Consider the following 23,895-nt stretch of genomic DNA (forward strand, 5'->3'; position numbering starts at 1 on the left):
TTGGGCCAACTACTTTGACCTCGTTGATGTAAAGCGCCCGCTGGAAGCGCTGGATCAATGGATACGCCGCCGCTTACGCGGCCTGATCTGGCGGCAATGGAAACGCCCAGCAACTCGGCGCCGGAAGCTGCGAGGGCTGGGTCTGGACGCATACCGGGCTTGGAAATCGACGGGCAACGGGCGAGGGCCCTGGTGGAATGCAGGAGCCTCGCACATGAATCAGGCCTTGCCGAGAAAGTGGTTTTACGACCAGGGGCTGATCTCGATACTGGACGCGGTAAGATGGCTCAAACGTTCTACATGAACCGCCGTATACGGAACCGTACGTACGGTGGTGTGAGAGGACGGGGGAGGTAACTCCCCCTCCTACTCGATTGCTGTGTAGGTTTTTCAATTTATACTTAATTCACACCTCACACCTCACACCTCACACCTCACACCTCACACCTCACACCTCACACCATTATTCCATTTTGATCTTTAAATGTTTCTAAAAATAACTTTTTAGAATATAAGATTGGCTTCACAATACGACCAATGCTTATTTGTTAAGGATGTCGTGGTTATGTCGCTGGATGCTTGGATAGCGGTAGGGGTGGTGCTCACCATCTTCCCGTTGATGGCCTTTTCACGCCTGGGGCCGGATATTATTTTGTTGGGCGCGGTTATTGTGCTAATGACGTTGGGGGTTATTGACCCCCAGCAGGCGCTGGGGGGCTTCTCCAATAGCGGCCTGTTTACCGTGGCGTTTATGTATGTGCTGGTAGCCAGTATTCGCGAAACCGGCGGCATCGACCTGATCATTCGCTATGTGCTCAAACGGCCCAAAAGCGAGAGGGGTGCGCTGGTTCGCCTGCTGCTGCCGGTGGCCTCGCTTAGTGGCTTTGTCAATAATACCCCCGTCGTCGCTACCTATATTCCCGCGGTCATGAGCTGGAGCCGTCGGCTGCGCTTGTCTCCCCAGCGGCTGCTGATGCCGCTTAGTTTCGCTTCTATCCTGGGTGGCACTATCACGCTATTTGGTACCAGCACAAACCTGGTGGTGCATGGGCTATTGCTGGAGCGCTACCCGGAGCTTGGTATGGGCCTTTTGGATTTAGCCTGGGTAGGCGTTCCCGTCGCGGTGGCCGGACTTGCCTATCTCATTTTGTTAGGGCCACGCCTGTTGCCCGCTCGGGAGGGGCTGGCCAATGCGTTCGCCAATCCGCGAGAGTTCACCATTGAAATGGAAGTCGACCCGGCGGGTGTGCTGGTGGATCGCACTGTCGAAGAGGCAGGGCTACGCCACCTGCAGGAGCTGTTTCTGGTCGAAATTGAGCGCGGGGGCAACGTGGTCAGTGTGGTGGGGCCTGGCGAGCAGCTCAAAGGCGGTGACCGACTGGTGTTTGCAGGCACCTCTGATGCGGCGGTGGAGTTGCAGCAAATCCGCGGTTTGATCCCCTCCCGGGATGGCACTTCCAGTTTGGAGAAGGAGTTTAAAGAGCGTCGCCTGGTCGAGGCGGTGGTGTCTAATCAGTGCCAGTTTATTGGCCAGCGTATTCGTGATGGTCACTTTAGAACCCTGTATGGGGCAGCGGTGCTGGCGATCTGCCGTGGTGGCGAACGGGTCAAGGGCAATCTGGGCCAGGTGCGGCTGCAGCCAGCCGATGTGCTGCTGCTTGAGGCGCGCCCCCCGTTTATTGAGCGGCATCGCCAGTCACGGGATTTTTTGCTGATTAGTGAACTCAATGGCGCGGCGCGGCCGATTCATGAAAAAGCGCCGCTCGCCTGGGGCCTGCTATTAGGTGCCGTGCTACTCGCCGCTTTCGGTGTGCTGAGCATGCTTAACGCTGCCATGCTGGGTGCCGCTTTGGCGCTGCTGACAGGCTGCTGTTCGGTAGGTGCTGCCAAGCGTGGTCTGGATACCCAGGTGCTGCTCACCATTGCCGCCTCCTTTGGGGTGGGGGCGGCGTTGCAGAGCTCCGGTGCTGCCGGAGTGATCGGCGGCGGAGTGTTGACCCTGGTGGCGGGTAATCCACTGCTGCTGTTAATAGGCACTTACTGCGTGGTGGCGCTGCTTACCGAACTTGTCACCAATAACGCAGCGGCGGTGATTATTTTCCCGGTGGTGATGAGCGCTGCGGAAAGCTTGGGCGTTAGCCCGATGCCCTATGTGGTGGCCGTCATGTTTGCCGCCTCGGCAAGCTTTTTAACCCCCATTGGCTATCAAACCAATTTGATGGTCTATGGCCCAGGGGGGTACCGGGTCAGCGATTTTCTACGCCTGGGCAGCGGTTTAAATATACTGACGGGGGCCATAGCGCTGGTGTTAATTCCCTTGGTATGGCCTTTTTAAGTGGGCTGTGACTATTTTTAGGCGCTCTCCTGCTCGCTGTTAACGCGGGTTTGCGCTAGGGTGACGCTTTTTGCATAAGGAAGACGACGCTATGACTGCTCCTGGCGAACTGGTTATTGAGCCGAAAGATGGTCAACCCGCCGATGCCTGTGTGTTCATTATTCACGGCTTAGGCGCGGATGGGCACGATTTTGAGCCGCTGGTGCCTGCACTGGCGCTGCCTAAAGATTCGCATGTGCGCTTTATCATGCCCCATGCACCCCGCCTGCCGGTGACGATTAATGGCGGCATGGTGATGCCTGCCTGGTACGATATTCTCGCCATGGATTTGGGGCGTCGGGTCGATGAGGTTCAGCTCAAGAAATCCGCTGAGCGAATCCAGGCGCTGATTCAAGAGCAGATTGACCAGGGTATCGATAGCCGGCGCATTATTGTGGCGGGCTTTTCGCAGGGTGGTGCGGTTGCTTATCATGCCGCGCTGACTTTCCCCGCGCCGCTGGGTGGCCTGTTAGCCATGTCGACCTATTTCGCGACCGCCGACAATATCGACCTTGCAGAAGCTAATCGTCAGATCCCGGTGGAAGTGCAACACGGTAATTTCGACCCCATTGTGCCTGAAAGCCTGGGTCGTAGCGGCGCCGACCGCCTAAAAGAGATGGGCTATGCGGTTAACTACCGCCAATACCCCATGGCCCATGCGCTCTGCCCCCAGCAGGTCAATGATATCGGCAAATGGCTGGGTGCTCGCCTAAACTAAGCGCCTATTCCTATTCGTGACCGATGCAAGGACGTAGCGAAAACGAATGATAGCTCCCTTTGATGCGATAGAACCTCTTGAGACAGTCGAAATGCTGCTGGCGCTGTGCCTAACGGCATCGGCGTTGGTGTGCCTGTTTGATCGCCACTTGCTGCGTGCCTGCTGCTTTTTTGTCGCCTTTGCGGCTTCAATGACACTAGCTTGGTGGTGGCTAGAGGCTCCCTGGCTCGCTGCTGTCGAGTTGGTACTGGGCGTTGTGCTAACCGGGGCCTGCTTTTTCTATGCCCTGGGCCACGTTTCACCCGGCGTTTCATCCCCTCTAGAGCGGGATAGATTTAGCGAGCCCTGGTCGCGGGTGGCGATGCGCGTGGTATTGGCGCTGGCCTGGTTTGTTATGGTGGGTGCCGCAATCCGCTATGTCATCGCTGACATGGCGTATTCACCTTCACAGCATCCGCTGCTGCTTGCGGGCGTGGTGATTGCCGCCAGCGCTCTGGGGGCGTTTGCATTGCATCGCCATTTGCTGCGCCGATTGCTGGCGTTCAATATTCTCGGCTCGGGGGTATTTATGCTGCTGGCCGGTGTGGCGGGCACCTCGGCGTCTGCCCAGGCGTTAATTAGCGTCGGGCTGTTAGTCGCCTGGCTGGGGAGCATGCTGGGTGCGCTGCTGATTCGGCAGCTTTTACATCTGGAAGGGGTCGAAGCCTTAGGGCCTGACGGTAAGCCCAAGGAGAGCGCCACATGACTTGGCGCTTTGGCCTTTTCGATAGCACCTTTGAACCTCTTGCCAGCACTCATTGGGCGCTGTTAGCTGCGCTTGGCTTGCCGCTTCTACTGGGTATGCTGGCGGCACTCTTTCCCCCTAAACGCGCCTTTCCCGTTGCGCTGGCGAGCCTGCCGATATTGGTGTCCGGGTGGATGCTGCTATCTGCTTATGACCAGGCGGGTCTGCTCCGCTGGCAGTGGGAAATAGCCGGTATTCTCTTGTCACTCCGCTTAAATGGGCTGAGCGTACTACTGCTGTTAATGACCCAGGTGATCGGCGTTGCTGCGGCGCTTTATACACCAGGGTACCTGCGCTTAAGCGAAACCGGGCCTTTGGCACGCTGGCTCTGGCCGCTGATGGGCGTTGTGCTGAGTGCACTCTCATTAATTTGGTTGGCCACCGACCTGTTGACCCTTTACCTAGCACTGGAACTGATGGGCTTGGCGGCGGTGGGTATGCTGCTGTTATCGGGAAAGGTGCCCGCGCTAGTGGCGGGAATGCGCTATTTGCTGTTGGCGCTGGTAGGCTCGCTCACCTATCTACTCGGGGTCGCGCTGATTTTAGGCCACTGGGGTCGATTGGATCTGCAGGGCTTGGCTGATGTGATAGAGCCTGGCCCGGTGGCATGGTTCGCCGCCGCCTTGATCGGCACTGGCCTAGCCTTAAAAGCCGCACTGTTTCCGCTGCATGCCTGGCTGACCCCGGTGCATGAGAGTGCCTGGACACCCGTGAGCGCGTTGCATGCCGCGCTGGTGATCAAAGCGTCGCTGTTTATACTGCTGCAGCTGTGGAGCATTCTACTCCCTGAAACGTTCTATGCCCCGCGTGTTATCGCCTGGTTAGGCCTGCTGGCGATTGTATGGGGCGGATTGCTGGCATGGCGTACTGATTCGCTTAAAACCCTGGTTGCTTCGTCCACCGTGGCCCAGTTGGGCTACCTGATGGTGGCTTTTCCACTGCTGCTTGGGCCCAATATCGAACCGCTGCCCCGTGCGTTAGCTTGGGAAGGGTTCTGGCTGCAGCTAATGGGCCACGCCTTTGCCAAAGCCGCCATGTTTATGGCCGCAGGCAACCTAATACTGGCCACCGGCGAGAGCACGCTTAAAGGCTTGGCGGGTACCAGCCGCCGTTTGCCGCTGTCACTGCTAGTGTTTGGCGTCGCCTCTATCACTTTAATGGGCCTTCCGCCCAGTGCTGGCTTTACGGCGAAATGGATGCTGCTGCAGGCGATGATCATCACCCAGCAGTGGTGGGCGGTGGCGGCGTTATTAACCGGCACGCTATTAACCGCGGCCTATATATTCCGCCTGTTTCGTTACTCGTTTGACGAAACGGCCCCCCGCCATCGTTACCAACCTCTGGCGCCCGGTATGGATCTGATCGCACTAACGCTGGCACTGATTGCGTTCGCCCTGGGGCTATTGGCGCATTTCCCGCTGGAATTGATGCATGGAGGTAGCCCATGAACGCCGCCTGGTTACCGCTGACCGCTTTGGCGACCTCGCTCCTGGTGGTGGTGATTATTTTTGCGCTGCCGGAAGACGCGAGGCGACTGCGTACGACGATCAACCTCGCGGCGGCAGTGGTTAAGATTATTCTGGTTATGCTGATGGTCAGGCGGGTAGCCGCAGGACATGAGGACATTTTTAGCTTTCAGGTAGTGGGGGGCGTTGATTTCGTTCTGCGCAGCGATGCGCTAGGGGTGATGTTCGCCGGGTTATCGTCGCTGCTGTGGCTATGCACCACGGTTTATGCTATCGGCTATTTAGAAGGTTCTGCCAACCGGAAGCGTTTTTTTGGCTTTTTCAGCCTGTGCGTGGCGAGCACCATCGGCATTGCCCTCGCCGATAACCTGTTTACCTTCCTGATTTTTTACGAAATGTTGACGCTCTCCACTTACCCACTGGTGGTTCACAAGGGGACGCAGCAAGCCCTCAATGCGGGGCGTGTCTATTTACGCTATACGCTAAGCGCCGGTGTGGTGCTGCTACTGGGGGCTGTGCTGCTGTATAGCCTGACCGGGGATCAATCGTTCTCCTCAGAAGAGGGTTTGGGCGACTACGTGAACGATCACCGTGGTCTGCTAACGCTAATATTTGCCCTCCTGGTGGGAGGGCTTGCTGTGAAAGCCGCCATGGTACCGCTGCACGGATGGCTACCCAGAGCGATGGTGGCGCCCGCGCCGGTGAGCGCGCTGCTGCACGCGGTTGCGGTGGTGAAGGCGGGGGCCTTCGGCATTATGCGGGTGGTTTACGATCTGTTTGGCATTGAACTAAGTGTAGAGCTGGGCGTTATCACCGCGTTAGCGGTGGCGGCCTCTATTACCATTATATATGGCTCGTTAAGGGCGATTGCCCAAGAGGAGCTCAAACCACGCCTAGCGTTTTCTACGGTCAGCCAAGTCTCCTACGTCATACTCGGTATAGGCTTATTCGGCCCGTTTGGTACCGTCGGGGCCTTGGCGCACTTGCTGCATCAGGGGTTAATGAAGATCACGTTGTTCTTCTGCGCGGGCAACTACGCCGAAGAGCTGGGGATTCATCGCATTGATGAAATGGACGGTGCTGGTAAGCGTATGCCATTGACCAGCATTGCGTTTACTATCGGCGCGTTTGGCATGATTGGCCTTCCTCCTGTGGCGGGCTTTATTACCAAGTGGTATCTCGGGGTTGGCGCGATTCAAGCCGAGATGTACTGGGTCGTCGCCGTGCTAGTGGCGAGCAGCACACTCAACGCCATGTACTTTTTACCCATTGTGCACCGTTTGTGGTTCCGTTCAGGGCCTGCCCATGGCAAAGGGCGTTGGCCCCAAGAGCAGCGTCTAGGTCGGTTAGAAACTCATGGCTGGTTACTTTGGCCCATGGCGTTTACCGCCCTGGCCAGCCTGGGTGCTGGGCTGTTTGCCGGGCTGCCCTTTAGTCCCTTGGATTGGGCCGCTCGCGTGGCGTCCGGGGAGTATCTGCCATGATGACGCTGCTGCTTGCCCTGGCGCTACTTTGGCCACTGGTCGTCGTCGGCTGGACGCTATGCAACGCCTATCGCACTCCCTCTGTGCGGCGCGATTATTTTTCAGCGCTATGGCTAAGCGCCGGTTGGCCAGCGCTGCTGTTAGCCTACGGCGGTGAGGCGCAGTGGACGTTGGATGCCTGGATGCTGGGCGGCGAATGGGCGCTCAACTCGTTAAGCCGCCCGTGGCTTGCGTTTACCGCGCTGCTCTGGAGCCTGGCGGCGTTTCATGCCAGAGGCTATTTGGCGGCGGAGCAGGCGAAGGCCCGGGACGGTGATCAAGACGCCGAGCGGCGCCTGTTGCGTCTGGCGCTGCTTTGGCCGCTGACGCTGCTGGGCAACGTGCTGCTGATTATTGCCCAGGATATCGCCAGCTTTTATCTAGGTTTTGCGCTGATGACCTTCGCCGCCTACGCGCTGGTGGTGCATAGCGGCTCACAGGAGGCACGGTTGGGGGCCAAGGCCTATTTGATATTAGCCGTGGTGGGGGAAGGGCTCATTCTTGGCGGCTTTCTATGGGCGGCCGGTGAAGCCGATACGCTTACGCTCCAAGGGGTACGCGAAGGTATTTTAGACGCTGAGCACGGCGCATGGATGGCCACCTTGCTGTGTCTGGGCTTTGGCGTGAAAGCGGGTGTTATCGGCCTGCACGTATGGCTGCCGTTGGCCCACCCGGTGGCACCGGCGCCCGCTAGCGCGGTGCTTAGCGGGGCGATGATTAAGGCAGGGCTATTGAGCTGGATCAGTGTGCTGCCGCTGGGTGATGAACAGGTGTCTCAATCGCTCGCCCACTTTGGCAACCTGATGCTGATGGCGGGGCTTGCGGCGGCGTTTGGCGCCGCGCTGTATGGGGTTTTTCAGCGTCATCCCAAAGCCGTGTTGGCCTACTCCAGTATCAGTCAGATGGGTATGATGACGGCGCTGGTGGCCATGGGCTTAGTGGCGCCAGACGTATGGCCACTGCTATGGCCAGGCTTGGTACTGTTTGCTGCACATCACGCGCTGGCCAAAGGCGCGCTATTTATGGGCACCAGTATCAGCGAGCATCTCCCTCGCTGGCCGTTGCCGTTGGTTTGGGCGTTGCTGGCACTGCCGGGTATCTCGTTGGCGGGCGCCATTGGCGCGGGCCTGATCAGCAAGTGGGGCGTGAAGAGTCCGCTTTATGAAATGCACCATGAATCGCTGATCAAATTGCTTAGTTGGGCCGCTGTCGGTACCGCGGCACTGGTGAGTGTTGCCCTTTGGCGCCAGTGGCAGCAGCGCCATCAAGGGGGCAGTAACCGAGAGCAGTGGGGCGCCTGGTTAGTCGCCATTGCCGCAGCGCTGTTAACGCCGCTTTGGCTTCCCCTTCCAGCAGGCAGCATCGAGATACCGCCACTTAAAGAGTGGCTGGGGATTATGTGGCCCTTGCCGGTGGGCGTTCTGTTCGCGACGGTGGGCTGGCTATTAACGCGACCGCTGAAGGGTAAATCGCTTCCCGCAGGTGATCTATGGTGGTTCTACGCCGCTATAGTCGGCGCTGTGATGGTGCCGGTACGTTGTTTTGGGCACTACTGCGCCCAGGTGAAAGCGGCGAGTGTAGCCAGCGCGCAAAAAACCGAAGCAACGTTGATGGGGTATTTAACGCGGCTGTTGTCGGCCGAGTCCTGGTTGCGTCACCATGCCAGTGGCTTGATGATGGTGCTTGCCGTATTGCTCGCGGCGTTACTAATGTGGGAAGGCCAACGATGAGACGACTGTTTGCAATGTGCTTGTCAGGAGCCTGCTATGGGTAAGCTCTCGCGCGGTCGCTGCGCGCAGGTGCCTGGTGATATCCCGCAACGTGGCTGGCAGGATATTGTCTGGCGGGTAGTGCGCGCCGCGCGCCGTAACCGTCTTACCATGCTGGCGGCTGGGGTGGCGTTCTACGCCTTGCTGGCGCTATTTCCCACCATCGCGGCGGTCATTTCCCTCTGGGGGTTACTGTTTGATCCTTATGAAGCAGGTCAGCAGCTATATGAAATCAGCCGTTTTATGCCACCGGATGCTGCCGAGTTAATTGATAAGCAGGCCCAGCAGGTCGTTGAGAGTGCGAAGTCGGGTAGCTTTCTCGGCGCTCTCGCCGGGCTATTGATTGCCATGTTTATCGCTTCCAAAAGCGTAGCGGTATTAGTGATTGGCCTTAACGTGGTGTATGGCGAAGCCGAAGAACGCAGCCTGTTACACCGCGCAGTGGTACTGGTCGCGCTGACATTTGGTCTGATTTTTATGACCCTGGTCTCGCTGGCATTTATTGCCATCGTGCCAGTGGCCGTCAACGCTCTGGCGATTGACCAACCGCTGAATCAGATACTGCAGTGGCTGCGCTGGCCAGCATTGTTGTTCATTATGAGTATGCTAATTGCGCTGCTCTACCGCTACGCGCCTTATCGGCGTTCAGCCCAGTGGCGTTGGTTAAGCTATGGCACGCTGCTGGCAACGGTGATGTGGTTGTTAGGTTCCGGCGGCCTTTCGCTCTATGTGCGTTACTTCTCTACTTTTAGCGAGCTATACGGTTCACTGGGGGCGGTGGTAGCGCTGATGCTCTGGTTCTGGCTATCTGCCTTTGTGGTGCTGTTTGGTGCCGAAGTTAACTGTGAGATGGAGCGCCAAACCTTCAACGACACCACCATTGGTGAGGCACGTCCGCTAGGTGAGCGGGAGGCGTTTGCTGCGGATACCATTGGTGCCCCCCGGTCATTGAAGAACTCAACCGGGAACAGCGAGACAGAGTAACCCCCCACCCTTTGTTAGCGGTGGGAGGCAGTTGGTTTTTAAAGCAGCTCTTCCGCCGCCAGGGCCAAGCGCGAGCGCTCAACGCTTTTCAAAGTGATATGCCCGGCGTGGGGCCAATCACGGAAACGCTCAACCACCGCGGCCATACCGCAGGTGTTGGCAGTGAGATAGGGGGTATCAATCTGTCCAACGTTGCCCAGGCAAACAATTTTAGTATTGCGCCCCGCCCGTGTTACCAGCGATTTAAGCTGTTTGGGGGTGAAGTTTTGCGCCTCATCAATAATCAAAAAGGTGTCGTTTAGGGTGCGTCCGCGCATAAAGCTTGGCGAGCGGATCTGTACCCGCGAGCCAATCAACTGCCGGGTGGCGCCGTTATCCCAGCTGGATTCTCCCTCCTCGTTGCGCAGCAGGTTATCCATATTGTCGTGGAAGGCACCCATCCACGGTGACATCTTCTCCTCCTCGGTGCCGGGTAAAAAGCCAATGTCTTCGCCCATGGGAATCGGCGCGCGGGTAAACACAATGCGCTCGAACAGCTTGGCATCCAGGGTTTGCTGGAAGGCCGCGGCCAGGGTCATAAAGGTCTTGCCGGTACCGGCATTACCGGCAATGGTGACCAAGTCAATATCGGGATCCATGAGTAGGTTGAGCGTGAAATTTTGCCGGCTGTCGTGGGCGTGAACCCCCCACACGCCCGCGTGATGGCGGTAGTTAGTCAGTAGCTGAAGGCGCGCCGAAGAGGGGCCCAGCTCGCGGATGATCGCTTCAAACTCTGCACCGTTTTCGCTATCCGAGACCAGCATGCCCACGTGCCAGTGGCGGGGCATATTGCCGGTAAGTTGGTAGAAAGTATGGTGATCAAGTCGTTCCACGGTAACGTCAACATTCAACGTTTCCCATAATGATGCACCATTCTGGCCTGCGGAGGCGTAGACCTGTGCGCCCTCAATCATGGCATCGCTGTCGGAGAAGGCACGGTCGTTGAGATAATCCTCAACAGGCACTTTTAGCGCGGCGGCTTTAACGCGCAGGTTAATGTCTTTGGTGATCAGGATGACCGAGGCGTCGGGGCGTTCTTCGCGTAGGCGGCAGGTTTCCGCCAGTATGCGGTTATCGGGGCTATCGTCGAGGGCGTCAAAGAGCTTTAAATCGTTGTAGCATAAAAAGTGCAGGCGTCCTGTGTCGCCGCTGAGCCGGGGAATCGGAATACCACGTTGGATCTCATCAAAGGTGACTTGGCTGGTAAGGTCAGAGAGCGTACGGCTGATTTGGCGAGCCGTGCGGGCAATTTCACGTACGCCATTTTTGTGCTTATCAAGTTCCTCCAGGACGGTCATGGGGATAACGACATCGTGCTCATCGAAGTGGTAGAGCGCGGTGGGGTCATGGATGAGGACATTGGTGTCCAACACGTACAGCCGAGTGGCTTTCTTATCGAGTCGTACCATCGTTGGAATCACTCCTTGGTTGACGGCAACTTCGACACTGGCAGGTGCGTATTACGTCTAGATGACACTTACCAGTGTTGCTCACGTGGCGTGTCCTGGCGTCTCCTTATTTAGCTGTTTTTAATAGCGTGGAAGGCTTTGGCGTTTTTTGCCACAAAAAAGATTTCAACGATATGTCAATAAGTCTGCATTGGCTTAATTCAGGGTGGCTAAAAAATGCGTCACTTTATTCAATAGCGCGGTGGCGACCACGCCACAGTTATCGCTTTCAACATAGCGGTAGTAATGGCTCTCCAACGCCAGATCGTGGTTAAGCGTGCAAAGCGTGCCTGCCTCCAGGGCGCCTTTAATCAGCGGGTAGGGCAGCAGCGCCCAGCCGGTCGCGTTGATGACGGCGTCGCGAATTACCTCAAACATGGTCAACCCAAGGTAATTGCCTGAAAATAGCGCCTCGCTGATCAGCTTGTCATCCTGCACGTGGGTCAAACACACTTGGGTGTACTGGGCCAGGTCGTCGCGGTTAACGCTGGGGAGGCGGCTTAGCGGGTGATGGGGCGCTGCTACCAACCGCATACTGACGGGAGCAAGATTGGCCGCCTTGGCGTCGATGCCTTCGGCGGTATACAGGCCAAAGGCAATATCCACCGTTTGACGCTGCACAAACTGGGTATGCTCCTGTGGGGGTACCAGGTACACCGAAATCGCGGTTAGCGGAAACTGCTGCTTTAAATCGTGCATCAACTGGCGCCAAAACGCCTCGGGCAAGGCGTCATCGCGGGCAATGCCGAGTTGGCTTTCCACCCCCTGCAAGTGCTGATGGCAGTGTTTTTTGATCCGACTGGCGCTGGTTAGCAGGCGGTAGCAGTCGGGAAGTACGCTATCGCCTACGGCGGTTAGCGTTAAGCTGTTGCCCGAACGCTCAAATAGTGCCACGCCCAGGCTGTCTTCCAGCGCATTAACCGCAGCGCTCAGGGTGCTGCGCTTGAGGCCTGTATGCCGTGCCGCGGCAGCAAAGGAGCCATGCTCGGTGACATCAATAAAAGCCTGTACCTGTTCAGCGCGCATCATTACCTCGGTTAGTCCTTTGAGCGCCAGTAAACTTGGCGCTGAGCGATTCGTGATTGTTATAACTCCTGACTATTATGGCCCACAATTCGCCGATGGAGTTATCCGCGTGACCCCCTTTGTTGCCGAGCGCCGTGCGCTAAGATTTTCAGCTATTTCAGCCAGCCTGTTTGCGTTTACCGGGCTGGCGCTAGGGCTGACCAGCGGTTCCATAACGATTCTTTTTGACAGTGGCTACTCGCTGTTAAGCCTGGTATTGGCGTCGTTATCGCTATTTGCGCTTCAGCAAGCGCGTAAACCTGCAGATGATCACTACCCCTTTGGGCGGCTGACGGTAGAGCCGCTTGCCGTGCTGCTCAAAGGCGTAGTGATCGCGATGGTCTGTATTGTCTCGCTGGTATCGGCGTTGTGGAGCCTGCTTGACGGTGGGCGTCTGGTCACGCTGGATTTGGCGCTGATGTTTGGCGTGGTCAATGTGACGGGCTGCCTATTAACCTGGTGGTGGCTGGCGCGCTACGCCCGGGTGGCGCGTTCCTCGCTACTGGCTGCTGAATTGCGCCAGTGGCAGATGGATACCTGGCTGAGTGCCGCCGTCATGCTCGGTTTTGCGCTTACCTGGGCGCTAACAAAGTCGCCCTGGGCCAGCTACGCACGCTTCGCTGACCCGGTCATGGTGCTCATCATTGCAGGCTACTTTCTCCCGATGCCGATTCGCATGGTGAGGGGGGCGCTACGCGAGCTGATGTTCGGCGTATCGTGCAGCAGTATGCGTCGTGATGTAGTGAAAGATATTGCCGATTTTGATGTGGCAGCTGACGATGTGCGCCTAGCCCAGGTGGGCAGCTTCCTGATGGTGGATATCCAGCTAGACAAGCAGCAGTTCGACGACGCCCAGGAGATTGTGGACAGCGTCGAGCAGCGCTGTAAGCGGCTAAATCTACGCCCGATCACCAGCCTTACCCTGGTTGCTGGCTAGAGGCAGGTGAAAAAATATTGACGCGCTGTCAGAGGCAGTGCTATCAAGCGCTACCGACAATGGGTGTCGGCTTAATAGTGCTACGTTGAGGGTTGTAAAAACATGCCATTGCGCCGCTGTTTACCCGTACTGCTGCTGACCGCACTGGTCGCTGGCTGTGCAAGTTCTACCATTGCGCCAAGTTATACCACCAACAATCCGGATGTTATGCGGATTGGCGGCGAGCGCCCAGCCAATCGCGATGCGAGCGTTGAAAGCGCCGGCTCTTTCTGCCTGGAAACCGCTGAACGCTGGAATGAGCATGGTCGCACGCCTGATGGTCAAACGTTATGGGCAAAAGACACCCTGCGTAAAGTGGTGCCTTGCAAGCAGTAACGATGAGTTAGTCAATACCAACAGCGCCAGCTTATCGAAGCTGGCGCTGTTGTCTTATATGACTCTTTTAGCAGGTAGGGGCAATAGGGTGATCAATCCTCTTTCTTTTCCGGCTTGCCTTTGCGCTTTGTACTCGCGAAATCTTCTAGCTCCTCCTCGCTCATGGAGTCATACATCTCTTTAGACGAACCATAAAGCTCACTGGGCTTGGTTTCACCGCGCTTAGCGGAAAGCGCTGCTCCTGCCGCTTTTTGTTGCGCTTTAGAGGTTGCTGGCATTGCTGGTCTCCTTTCGGTTAGCTTCCTTTTACCTTCTGCACTATTAAGCACTGCACTGTTGAGCATTGCACTTTTAAACATAGTAGCTGGAGCACAGCTTTCCAGAAGCATCCATCAAAGCGTCTAGATGTTCCAATCAGTTGACTTCCATTTGCCTGTCACGTTATTAACTTATCCGGCGCAGTGTGCCACTCAGTAACGTCATCGTATCAACGCTGTTAACGAAGAGAACGACATGACACCGGCTATCAATAGCGCGAAACACGCAGGCATTGCCTTTCAAATCCATGAGTACCATCACGATACCACCGCGCACTCCTATGGGTTGGAGGCGGCTGAAAAACTAGGCGTCGCGGTTAAGCAAGTATTTAAAACACTGGTGGTAAAGCTGGATGGTAAGCAGCTGGCAGTGGGCATTGTGCCCGTCACAGGGCAGCTAAACCTAAAGCAGATTGCCAAAGCCGCTGGGGCCAAAAAAGCGGCCATGGCAGAGCCGTCGGAAGTTGAGCGCACGACGGGCTACGTACTGGGGGGCGTTAGCCCGCTGGGGCAGAAAAAACGCTTAGCCACCTTTATTGACCACTCCGCCGAACATTTTGCCAGCATTTATGTCAGTGCAGGGCGCCGCGGGCTTGAGATTGAGCTTTCCCCAAAGGACTTAGCTACGTTGATTCAGGCTACATTTGTACCGCTGGCAGCGTGATGTCGATGTGATGGCGGCGCAGCCCGAGGCACTTTCTGGTATGGTGCTTCACATTATAGGTTTGCGGGGCAATACGGCCCCTTCAGGAATTTTCTGTGTCCGACACTTCTTTTGCATCTCTGGCGCTTCCAACGGCGCTACTTACGAATCTAGACACCCTTGGCTACCACGAAATGTCGCCGGTGCAGGCGGAAAGCCTGCCGCCCATGCTGGCCGGGCGCGACGTGCTGGCCCAGGCGAAAACCGGCTCAGGCAAAACCGCGGCGTTTGGTTTAGCGTTGCTAGCTAAGCTGAAAGTGGAGAGCTTCGCGGTGCAGGGCCTGGTGCTGTGCCCCACCCGGGAGCTTGCTGATCAAGTCGCCGAAGAGCTGCGCCGTTTGGCCCGCGGTATGGCCAATGTGAAAATACTCACCCTCTGCGGCGGTGCGCCCTTTGGCCCGCAGCTCGGCTCTTTAGAGCACGGGGCACATATTGTGGTCGGCACCCCAGGGCGTATCGACGAGCATTTGCGCAAAGGCTCGCTCGCTCTGGGTTCTCTCACCATGCTGGTGCTGGATGAAGCGGATCGCATGTTGGATATGGGTTTCCAGGCAACCATTGATGACATCATTGCCGACACCCCAGCTGACCGCCAAACGCTGCTGTTTAGCGCAACGTTTCCGGATGAGCAGTCGTCAGGCGGCCTAACCGAGATGACCCGCGGGGTAGTGCGTAATCCGGTGAAGGTCAAAATCGCTGAAGTGCACGATGCCAGCACCATTCGTCAGCACTTTTATAGCGTCGCCAATGAAGAAGCGCGATTCGATGCGCTGCGCCAGCTGCTGCTGACCTATCGACCTGCCACCAGCGTGGTGTTCTGCAATACCAAACGCGAAACCCAAGCAGTCGCCGAGCAGCTGACAGACGCCGGGTTTAGCGCCGTGGCGCTGAATGGCGATCTTGAGCAGAAAGACCGCGACCGCATACTGATTCTGTTCGCCAATCAGAGTGTATCTATTTTGGTGGCCACCGATGTGGCCGCCCGAGGCTTGGATATCGCCGAGCTAGATGCCGTGTTTAACTACCAAATTGCCCGCGAGCTTGATGTTCACGTGCACCGGGTAGGGCGCACCGGGCGTGCTGGGGCCAGCGGCATTGCCTGTACGCTCGTCACCCCTAAAGAGAGCTACCGGTTGGAGCGGCTGGAAGGGTTGCTGGAGCAGGCGATTAAAACGGAACCTATGCCTAAACCCCAGCACTCGGTGCCGTTTGAGCCGCCGATGGCGACACTGCAATTAGCCGGTGGCAAGAAAGATAAGCTGCGCCCGGGTGATATTCTGGGAGCGCTGACCAGTGAAGGTGGGCTACGCGGCGATCAAGTGGGTAAAATCAAAGTACTCGCCCGCAGTGCCTATGTGGCCGTTGAGCGCAATGTGATCCAGCAAGCTCAGGCCAAACTTGAGCGTGATAAATTAAAAGGGCGTGCTTTCCGTGTTCGCCGTATCCGTTATTGAACGCGTACCAAAGAGGAGCCGACGCAGCTAACCATGAAAATTCCTAAACGATTACAGCCCCTTGTCGATGATGGCATGATCGACGAGGTGTTGGTGCAGTTAATGAGTGGTAAAGAGGCGCAGGTCTACGTGGTGCGCTGCGGTGAAGAAGTACGCTGCGCCAAGGTGTTCAAAGAGGCTAAGCAGCGCAGCTTCAAACAGGCCGTTCAGTACCAAGAAGGGCGTAAAGAGCGCAATAGCCGCCGTTCAAGGGCGATGGCCAAAAAAACCCGTTACGGCCAGAAAGAGCAGGAGCAGGCGTGGTTGAATGCCGAAGTCGACGCGCTCTATCGCCTTGCCTCGGCGGGTGTGCGGGTGCCCGAGCCCCATGGGTTTGTCGACGGTGTACTGTTGATGGAGATGATCAGCGACGCCGAGGGCAACGTGGCGCCGCGTCTGGACGAAGTGACGCTTACCCCAGAGCAGGCCGAGACCTATTACGCCAAAGTCATTCAGGACGTGGTTAAAATGCTCTGCGCGGGTCTGATTCACGGTGATTTGTCGGAATTCAACGTGCTGGTCGATGCCTCCGGCCCGGTTATTATCGATCTGCCCCAGGCTGTAGACGCCGCCGGTAATAACAGCGCGGCCGCGATGCTGTATCGCGATGTGGATAACATGCGCAATTACTTCGGCCAGTTCGCGCCGGAGATTCTGAATACCGAGTATGGCAGAGAGATGTGGGCGCTGTATGAAACCGGCGAACTGCATCCAGATAGCAAGCTCACCGGCCACTTCGATGCTGACACCCACATTGCCAATGTCGATGAACTGATGGAAGTTATCGACGACGCCAAAGAGGAAGAAGCCGAGCGTCAGGCGCGCATGCGCGATGATGACGACGATGGCGAGATTCCGCAGCCTTACTAATCCAGTAGCGCATTGGCCTGGTTGACGATGTTCTCGACGGTAAAGCCGAAGTGCTTGAACAGATCCCCCGCCGGTGCGGATTCGCCGTAGGTGGTCATGCCGATCACGCGGCCTTCCAGGCCCACATACTTGTACCAGTAGTCGGCGTGGGCAGCTTCGATAGCAATACGCTTGGTGACCTTTTTGGGCAGCACGCTTTCGCGGTACTCCGCGTCCTGGCCGTTAAAGCGGTAGGCCGAGGGCATCGAGACCACACGTACGGCCTTACCCTGCTGCTCCAGCTCGGCGGCGGCGTCCATGGCCAGGGCGACTTCTGAACCGGTGGCGATCAGAATCAGCTCGGGCGTCCCTGCGCTATCTTTTAGGACATACGCCCCGTTCTGAATCGATGCCAGCTGCGCTTTGGTGCGCTGCTGATGGGGCAGGTTCTGGCGTGACAGTACCAGCGCGGTTGGGCCAGAGTGGCGCTTGATCGCCGCATCCCAGGCCGCTGCGGTTTCCACCGCATCGCAGGGGCGCCAGGTATTGAGATTCGGCGTGGTGCGCAGGCTGGTAAGCTGCTCGATGGGCTGGTGGGTCGGGCCATCTTCGCCCAGACCGATGGAGTCGTGGGTAAACACGTAGATCACCTGCTGGCCCATCAACGACGCCATGCGAATCGAGTTGCGCATGTACTCCATAAAGATCAGGAAGGTCGCGCCGTAAGGCACCAGACCGCCGTGCAGGGCAATGCCGTTCATGACCGCCCCCATGCCGAACTCACGTACCCCGTAGTGCAGGTAGTTGCCGCTGGCGTCTTCCGGGGTAATCGCTTTGGCGCCTTTCCAGAAGGTCAGGTTAGACGGCGCGAGGTCAGCACTACCGCCCAGCAATTCCGGCATTTTCGGGCCAATGGCGTTCAACACTTCAAAGGAGGCTTTGCGTGAAGCGATGGTCTCGCCGCGCTCTTGGGCCTGCTCAATCAAGGCTTCAGTAGGCAGTTCCGTCGGTAGCTGGCGCTTCATGCGGCGAGTGAATTCCCGCGCTTCCGTGGGGAAGGCCTCTTTGTAGCGGGCAAAACGCTCTTCCCACGCCTGCTGCGCCGCTTTGCCCGCATCGCGAGCATCCCAGGCCGAGTAGATCGGCTCAGGGATATGGAAAGGGGCGTGGGGCCAGTCGAGCTGGGTACGTGCCAGGGCCACTTCGTCATCACCCAAGGGTGCGCCGTGGGCGTCCTCTTTGCCCTGCTTGTTGGGCGCACCAAAGCCAATGATGGTCTTGCAGATGATCAGGCTCGGCTTATCGCCGTGGCTCTTGGCCAGCTCGATAGCGGCTTTCACCTCTTCAGGCTTGTGGCCATCCACATTGGGCACCACGTGCCAGCCGTAAGCTTCAAAACGCTTGGCGGTATCGTCGGTAAACCAGCCTTCCACTTCGCCATCGATAGAGATGCCGTTATCGTCATACAGGGCAATCAACTTACCCAACTGCTGGGTACCGGCTAGCGAGGCGGCTTCGTGGGAAATGCCTTCCATCAAGCAGCCGTCACCCAGGAAACACCAAGTGTGGTGATCGACGATGGTGTGACCGGGGCGATTGAACTGCGCCGCCAGGGTTTTTTCGGCAATGGCAAAGCCCACTGCGTTAGCAAAGCCCTGGCCGAGTGGGCCGGTGGTGGTCTCGATACCCGGTGCATAGCCAAATTCCGGGTGGCCGGCGGTGGGCGAATGCAACTGGCGGAAATTTTGTAGCTGCTCCAGGCTTAGCTCGTAGCCGCTGAGGTGCAGCAACGAGTAAAGCAGCATGGAGCCGTGGCCATTGGAGAGCACAAAACGATCACGATCGGCCCACTTGGGGTCTTCGGGGTTGTGCTTGAGGTAGTCATTCCATAGCACCTCGGCGATATCAGCCATTCCCATGGGGGCGCCAGGGTGGCCGGACTTGGCCTTCTGAACGGCATCCATGGAGAGGGCGCGAATGGCATTGGCCAGCTCAAAACGGTTATTCATATCAGTGGCACCTTGGTTGTTATATTGAGTAGCGTGTCGTTAGGCACGAGCAGCCAGGCGTTGAGTGATCAGCGACTCTAATGTTTGTTGGTCGCTGGCGAAGCGGCGGATCCCGTCAGCTAACATCTCGTTGGCCATGGCATCTTGGTTGTGCTGCCAACGAAACGCCGCTTCTGATAGCGGTGTGGATGCTTTATGAGTGACGGATTGTGGTTGGATGCTGGGGGTGACCTCTCCCTCCAGGCTATCAAGCTGCTCTAGCAGGGCGGGAGAGATGGTCAGGCGATGGCAGCCCGACAGCGCCAAGACCTGATCGGTGGTACGAAAACTCGCCCCCATAACCACAGTGTCGTAACGACCAGCGGCAGCCTTCTCGCAAATCCCTTTTACAAATAGCACGCCAGGATCCTCTGCTGGTGTGAACTGCTTGCCTGTTGTCTTTTGGTACCAATCGCTAACGCGGCCAACGAAGGGTGAGATCAGATACACCCCCGCATCAAAGCAGGCCTGCGCCTGAGCATCGCTGAACAAGAGCGTTAAATTGCAGTTGATCCCTTCACGCTCTAGTCGCTCAGCCGCACGGATCCCTTCCCAGGTTGACGCGAGCTTAATCAAAACGCGGTTGCGGTTAATGCCCAGTTTTTCGTAGTGCTCAATCAGTTCGTAGGCCTTGCGGATGCTGGCTTGAGTATCAAAAGAGAGGTGTGCGGACACTTCTGTCGATATACGTCCAGGAATCACATTGGCAATTTTCTCGCCAATCGCAACCGACAGTTGGTCAACTATCCGGCTCGGCCCGCTCTCCTTGGGGCGTGATTCAGCAATCACCTTATCGATCATCTCTTGATAGCGCGGTAGCTCGAAGGCCTTGAGAATCAAAGAAGGGTTCGTGGTGGCATCCTGGGGTTGATAGCGCTTTATGGCATCCAAGTCGCCCGTGTCGGCCACGACCAGTGAGTGTTCGCGTAATCCCGTTAGAAGTGACATCGCTCATCCTCGTGAATAATGTACATTAAGTGATCAGATGATTGATCATTTTCATCAGTTTAGTCAAATAAGGGAACTGATTGGATAGGTTTTAAGGCCTTGAAGCAAAAATATAAGGCGCTGTGGTCATTGGTTTGTTTTCGTATATTCATATTAATATCAATATATTGGTGAATTTCGCTGCTTTTGTCTTCTTTTTCTCCTACCAAAAAATAGTGTGATCTTATGATCGTTATCTTTACATATGCTCGGTTGGTGATAGATTGAATAGGGTCAGTAGCCGACTGGCAACTGTGTAGCGGTATTCCTCGTTGTCAGTCGTCCATGTGTCTATTTTTTGGAAAGGGAGAGCATGAATGTCTAATGCGACGCCTCCTCTCAGAGTCGCTATTGGTGGTGATGAAGCCGCTTACGACTTGAAAGAGATTCTCATTGGTTATATCCGGGAGTTGGGCTACATAGTCGAAGATTTTGGCACTTTCAATGCGCAGCCCGTGCTGTACCCCGATATTGCCTTTGAGGTGGCTACGGCTATTAAGGAGGGGCGCTTCGATCGTGCTGTACTGGTTTGTGGTACGGGAATCGGAGTGGCTATTTCTGCCAATAAAGTGCCTGGAATCCGCGCTGCGCAGGCCCACGATACATACTCAGCGGCAAAGGCGCGCACCAGTAATAATGCCCAGATTATCGCGCTGGGGGCCCGAGTGATTGGGCCAGAGTTGGCGAAATCAATAGTGGCCACCTTTTTGGGTAGTAACTTTGCGGGTGGTAATTCCGAATTAAAAATAGCAAAAATTGACGAATATGAGTCCCGGCAGAATACTCAGTAATCGTGGGATCGCTTATATTCGTCGACGCTGATTAATAACAACAGCATGCAAACTGTGATCACGCAGTTAGGCCTCACTCCAGAGGATATAATAATGACACGCCTATTTAATGACCCCAGTGATTTTCCAGAAGAAGCCCGTTTAGGCTTAGTAGCCGCGCATCGCGATAAGTTGATGGCTGTGCCAGGAGGTGTTGTGCGCAGTACTCGCAGCCAGCCAGGCACTGTTGCGGTCGTGGTTGGCGGCGGTAGCGGCCATTACCCCACCTTTGCGGGACTGGTTGGGCAGGGCTTAGCCCATGGGGCGGTCATGGGGAATCTGTTTTGTTCGCCCTCTGCGCAACAAGTCTACTCCGTCGCCAAAGCCGCTAACAACGGCGGTGGTGTGCTGCTCTCTTTTGGCAATTATGCCGGGGATGTTCTGCATTTTGGCGAGGCGCGCGAGCGTTTGATCGCGGACGGTATTGCTTGTGAAATCGTGTTGGTCACTGATGATGTCGCCAGTGCGCCCTTGGCGGAGATTGATAAGCGCCGGGGCATCGCCGGCGATTTAACCGTTTTCAAAGCTGCTGCCGCTGCCGCAGAGAATGGATTGTCACTGGAAGAAGTAGTTCAAGTGGCGAAAGAAGCCAATCGCTGCACGCGCTCTTTTGGGGTGGCGTTCGAGGGATGCACGTTGCCGGGCGCAGCCGATTCACTCTTTCATGTGCCCGAAGGCAGGATGGCCATCGGGTTGGGGATCCACGGTGAACCGGGCATTAGCGAGACGGATATCCCTTCCGCAGACGGCTTGGCCAAGATTCTCGTCGACCGATTATTGGAAGAAGTACCTGAAGGTATCAGTATCAAAGGGGCTCGCGTGGCGCCGATACTCAATGGTTTGGGTACCGTTAAGTATGAAGAGCTGTTCGTTATTTATCGCAAGGTTGACGAATTGCTGCAGGAGGCTGGGGTCACCATTATAGAGCCGGATGTGGGCGAGCTGGTGACCAGTCTTGATATGGCCGGGGTTTCACTGACGCTATTCTGGCTTGATAAACACATGGAGCCGTTGTGGATCGCTGCGGCGGATGCGCCGGGTTATCGAAAAGGCAGTGTGACGCCAGCACAGGCGCTGGATCCGGCCGAAGTCGAGGTGGTAACTCAAGATGAGATCCCCGAGGCTAGCGATGCCTCGCGGCAATTAGCCTGCAGCGTCGTCGAGGCGCTCGAAGTGCTCGCCAATACAGTTAATGAAAACTGCGAGATGCTGGGCCAGATTGATGCAGTGGCTGGCGATGGTGATCACGGCATTGGTATGCAGCGGGGCAGCAAGGCCGCGCTTGCAGCGGCCAAAGAAGCTTGCGATAGAGGGGCGGGCGCAGAGACAGTGCTGCAGTGGGCTGGGCAGCGCTGGTCTGATAAAGCGGGCGGCACCTCTGGCGCTATCTGGCGGGTTATCTTAAAAGCGATGGGGGAAGCACTTGGCAATCAGAAGCCGCTCTCAGGGCAGCGACTTGCTGCTGGTGTAGTCAATGCCCGCCAGCAAGTGATGGCATTCGGGAAGGCTGAATTGGGTGATAAAACGCTTGTCGATGTGCTGGTGCCTTTTGCTGATGCCCTATCTTTGCAGGCTGAGAAAGGCCAGGGAGCTGTAGCTTGCTGGGAGTCGGCCGCACCCATAGCGAGTGAGGCGGCTGAGGCTACCAGGCAATTAATTCCCCGAGTGGGCCGCGCACGCCCATTGGCTGAGAAAAGCGTGGGGACACCTGATGCTGGCTCGGTTTCATTGGCGCTGATTATTCAGGCGCTGATTCCTGTATTGAAAAAGTGTCAAGCAAGCTGACATGATACATGCCCTTCAACAACTCCTGGATGCCGAGGATGAATGGTCAAGACGCTGCAGATATAGACTTAATGACAGAGATTTCAACGCTCTACTATGTGCAGGGGGAGACGCAGGAAGCGATTGCTAATAGGCTCGGGCATTCGCGTGTGCGCATAGGGCGGCTGCTCAAGCGAGCACAGGCAGAAGGGATAGTGGATGTTCGCGTGCGCCTGCATCCCGCCGTTAGTATCGAGATTGAGCAGGAGCTCAAACGGCGCTTTGGCCTGAAGCGAGCATTGATTGCGCTGGATAATGCCGACCCCGATGTGCAGCGCTCGTCTGTCGCGAGTCTAGTGGCCGACCATCTGTCGCGTAGTTTGACCGATGGCCAGATCGTGGCCGTTGGCATGGGGCGTAACGTCGCCGCGGTGGCGGATAATGTTTTTCTCTCCGAGTCGTTAAAGGTTTCATTTGTGTGCGCAATCGGCGGCTCGCTGCGCGCAGGCGAGCATATGAATCCCGACCATATTTGTCGGCGCCTGGCGAGTCGGTTTGGCGGCGACAGCGAGACGCTTTATGCCCCTGCGCTGGTACAGAACGGCGAGCTTAGGGATGCGCTGTATGAAAACTCCACCGTTCGCCAGACGCTGGATCGTGCTCGACGCGCGGATACTGCTTTGATTGGCGTCGGTGACGTGAGTGAAGACAGTAATATGGTGCGTATGGGATGGTTTTCCGCTCAGGAAATTGCTGAAGCGCGGCTCTCTGGAACCGTGGGCGATATGATGGGCTATGACTTTATCGATATACATGGGCAGCCTTCTGCGTCGCAGATGCAGGGGCGGGTGGTCGGGCTCAATATCCAGGATCTCACCCGTATTCCAGACGTTATCGCTATCGCCAGTGAGAATACTAAAGCGGTCGGTATACTGGGTGCGCTGCGTACCGGGGTCATCGATACGCTGGCCACTAGCGTCACAAATGCCCACACCATTCTGCGTCTTGATGAGGCGACTCAAGGAGAGGCGCGTGCTTAATTTGTATTCAAGCTTCGCTGCCTTTTAAAGACCCTTGGGCGCATTGCGCCCAATCGCTCCCAGCCACGCTCCTTGAGGTGTGCGCGCCTTTTGGCACGCCTGGCTTGCCCCCTCCTATTGCTACGATGCCAGTAACGACTGTCTGGAAAATGTACATTTGAACGATGTAAGAACATATAGCATGGCTTAAAGAGTCATTTCTACATGGCTGAAATAACAAATAGTTTCCATTTTTTAAATTTAAATATAAAAATCAATGAATTGAATTATTGGTCTAAAGTATAAGATCAGAAAATTCCATTATGGATTGACTGAGCTACGCTTAAGGCAGTTAATTCATATGTACACAATAAGATCTTTTGTAATGCAAGCATCGCTAGCT

21 protein-coding genes are annotated in these 23,895 nt (G+C 56.4%); 16 read left to right on the forward strand and 5 right to left on the reverse strand.

Annotation, left to right across the window (positions count from 1 at the left end; genetic code table 11):
- From QT231_RS18820 to QT231_RS18855, 8 genes are all read left to right on the forward strand, one after another.
- The coding region (locus QT231_RS18820; protein ID WP_308338365.1) for a group II intron maturase-specific domain-containing protein at positions 1-304 on the forward strand (304 nt) is incomplete at its 5' end.
- A 261-nt stretch (positions 305-565) separates the two neighbouring features.
- Positions 566-2,335, forward strand: a complete 1,770-nt coding sequence (locus tag QT231_RS18825; RefSeq protein WP_308338366.1) for an SLC13 family permease — start codon at positions 566-568, stop codon at positions 2,333-2,335.
- Between the two features lie 91 nt (positions 2,336-2,426).
- Entirely contained in the window at positions 2,427-3,092 is a 666-nt protein-coding gene (locus QT231_RS18830) for an alpha/beta fold hydrolase (protein WP_308338367.1), read from the forward strand.
- Positions 3,093-3,138: 46 nt separating this feature from the next.
- Positions 3,139-3,837 (forward strand): hydrogenase subunit MbhD domain-containing protein, encoded by a 699-nt coding sequence (locus tag QT231_RS18835; RefSeq protein WP_308338368.1) that lies wholly within the window; start codon positions 3,139-3,141, stop codon positions 3,835-3,837.
- Entirely contained in the window at positions 3,834-5,324 is a 1,491-nt protein-coding gene (locus QT231_RS18840; protein WP_308338370.1) for a proton-conducting transporter membrane subunit, read from the forward strand. Before QT231_RS18835 ends, QT231_RS18840 begins: the two co-directional genes overlap by 4 nt.
- Complete coding sequence (locus tag QT231_RS18845; RefSeq protein ID WP_308338371.1) at positions 5,321-6,826, forward strand: proton-conducting transporter membrane subunit; 1,506 nt, start codon at positions 5,321-5,323, stop codon at positions 6,824-6,826. The genes QT231_RS18840 and QT231_RS18845 overlap by 4 nt, the downstream gene beginning before the upstream one ends.
- Positions 6,823-8,595 carry a complex I subunit 5 family protein gene (locus QT231_RS18850; protein WP_308338372.1) on the forward strand — a complete coding sequence of 591 codons (1,773 nt, stop codon included), beginning with the start codon at positions 6,823-6,825 and terminating at the stop codon, positions 8,593-8,595. The genes QT231_RS18845 and QT231_RS18850 overlap by 4 nt, the downstream gene beginning before the upstream one ends.
- 36 nt (positions 8,596-8,631) lie before the next feature.
- Positions 8,632-9,618, forward strand: a complete 987-nt coding sequence (locus QT231_RS18855) for a YihY/virulence factor BrkB family protein (RefSeq protein WP_308338373.1) — start codon at positions 8,632-8,634, stop codon at positions 9,616-9,618.
- A gap of 38 nt (positions 9,619-9,656) precedes the next feature.
- On the opposite strand, the gene QT231_RS18860 is transcribed toward QT231_RS18855, so the two are convergent.
- Both QT231_RS18860 and QT231_RS18865 read right to left on the reverse strand, forming a co-directional pair.
- Positions 9,657-11,066, reverse strand: coding sequence for a PhoH family protein (locus tag QT231_RS18860; protein WP_308338374.1), 1,410 nt, complete (start codon positions 11,064-11,066; stop codon positions 9,657-9,659).
- Between the two features lie 195 nt (positions 11,067-11,261).
- Positions 11,262-12,131, reverse strand: a complete 870-nt coding sequence (locus QT231_RS18865) for a LysR family transcriptional regulator (protein WP_308338417.1) — start codon at positions 12,129-12,131, stop codon at positions 11,262-11,264.
- Positions 12,132-12,240: 109 nt separating this feature from the next.
- On the opposite strand from QT231_RS18865, the gene QT231_RS18870 reads away from it, so the two are divergent.
- Both QT231_RS18870 and QT231_RS18875 read left to right on the forward strand, forming a co-directional pair.
- Positions 12,241-13,107 carry a cation diffusion facilitator family transporter gene (locus QT231_RS18870; RefSeq protein WP_308338375.1) on the forward strand — a complete coding sequence of 289 codons (867 nt, stop codon included), beginning with the start codon at positions 12,241-12,243 and terminating at the stop codon, positions 13,105-13,107.
- Between the two features lie 102 nt (positions 13,108-13,209).
- Positions 13,210-13,482: a hypothetical protein gene (locus QT231_RS18875; protein WP_064232474.1), complete on the forward strand. Its 273-nt coding sequence runs from the start codon at positions 13,210-13,212 to the stop codon at positions 13,480-13,482.
- Between the two features lie 92 nt (positions 13,483-13,574).
- Here QT231_RS18875 and QT231_RS18880 read toward each other — a convergent pair whose 3' ends face one another.
- Entirely contained in the window at positions 13,575-13,760 is a 186-nt protein-coding gene (locus QT231_RS18880; protein ID WP_308338376.1) for a DUF3008 family protein, read from the reverse strand.
- A 235-nt stretch (positions 13,761-13,995) separates the two neighbouring features.
- Between QT231_RS18880 and ybaK the strand changes: the two genes are divergently transcribed.
- The 3 genes from ybaK to QT231_RS18895 all read left to right on the forward strand — a co-directional run bounded on the left by ybaK (position 13,996) and on the right by QT231_RS18895 (position 16,865).
- A complete protein-coding gene (ybaK, locus tag QT231_RS18885; RefSeq protein WP_064232476.1) occupies positions 13,996-14,463 on the forward strand; it encodes a Cys-tRNA(Pro) deacylase in 468 nt (155 codons plus the stop codon).
- 95 nt (positions 14,464-14,558) lie between these two features.
- Positions 14,559-15,956 (forward strand): ATP-dependent RNA helicase DbpA, encoded by a 1,398-nt coding sequence (gene dbpA / locus QT231_RS18890; RefSeq protein WP_308338377.1) that lies wholly within the window; start codon positions 14,559-14,561, stop codon positions 15,954-15,956.
- Positions 15,957-15,989: 33 nt separating this feature from the next.
- On the forward strand, positions 15,990-16,865 hold the full coding sequence (locus QT231_RS18895) for a PA4780 family RIO1-like protein kinase (RefSeq protein ID WP_308338378.1): 876 nt from the start codon (positions 15,990-15,992) through the stop codon (positions 16,863-16,865).
- Here QT231_RS18895 and tkt read toward each other — a convergent pair.
- Positions 16,862-18,853, reverse strand: a complete 1,992-nt coding sequence (gene tkt, locus QT231_RS18900; protein WP_308338379.1) for a transketolase — start codon at positions 18,851-18,853, stop codon at positions 16,862-16,864. The two genes, QT231_RS18895 and tkt, sit on opposite strands and share 4 nt — an antisense overlap.
- Before the next feature lie 39 nt (positions 18,854-18,892).
- On the reverse strand, positions 18,893-19,840 hold the full coding sequence (gene tal, locus QT231_RS18905) for a transaldolase (protein ID WP_308338380.1): 948 nt from the start codon (positions 19,838-19,840) through the stop codon (positions 18,893-18,895).
- A gap of 356 nt (positions 19,841-20,196) precedes the next feature.
- Between tal and QT231_RS18910 the strand changes: the two genes are divergently transcribed.
- The 3 genes from QT231_RS18910 (at position 20,197) to QT231_RS18920 (ending at position 23,513) form a co-directional block, all read left to right on the forward strand.
- The gene (locus tag QT231_RS18910) at positions 20,197-20,670 is read left to right on the forward strand and encodes an RpiB/LacA/LacB family sugar-phosphate isomerase (RefSeq protein WP_308338381.1); all 474 of its coding nucleotides are present in this window, start codon (positions 20,197-20,199) and stop codon (positions 20,668-20,670) included.
- A 93-nt stretch (positions 20,671-20,763) separates the two neighbouring features.
- Positions 20,764-22,494 (forward strand): dihydroxyacetone kinase family protein, encoded by a 1,731-nt coding sequence (locus QT231_RS18915; RefSeq protein WP_308338382.1) that lies wholly within the window; start codon positions 20,764-20,766, stop codon positions 22,492-22,494.
- Positions 22,495-22,532: 38 nt separating this feature from the next.
- Positions 22,533-23,513 (forward strand): sugar-binding transcriptional regulator, encoded by a 981-nt coding sequence (locus QT231_RS18920; RefSeq protein WP_240488127.1) that lies wholly within the window; start codon positions 22,533-22,535, stop codon positions 23,511-23,513.
- Positions 23,514-23,895: the final 382 nt, after the last annotated feature.

The organism is Halomonas sp. SpR1, assembly GCF_031010175.1.
Classification (GTDB): Bacteria; Pseudomonadota; Gammaproteobacteria; order Pseudomonadales; family Halomonadaceae; genus Vreelandella.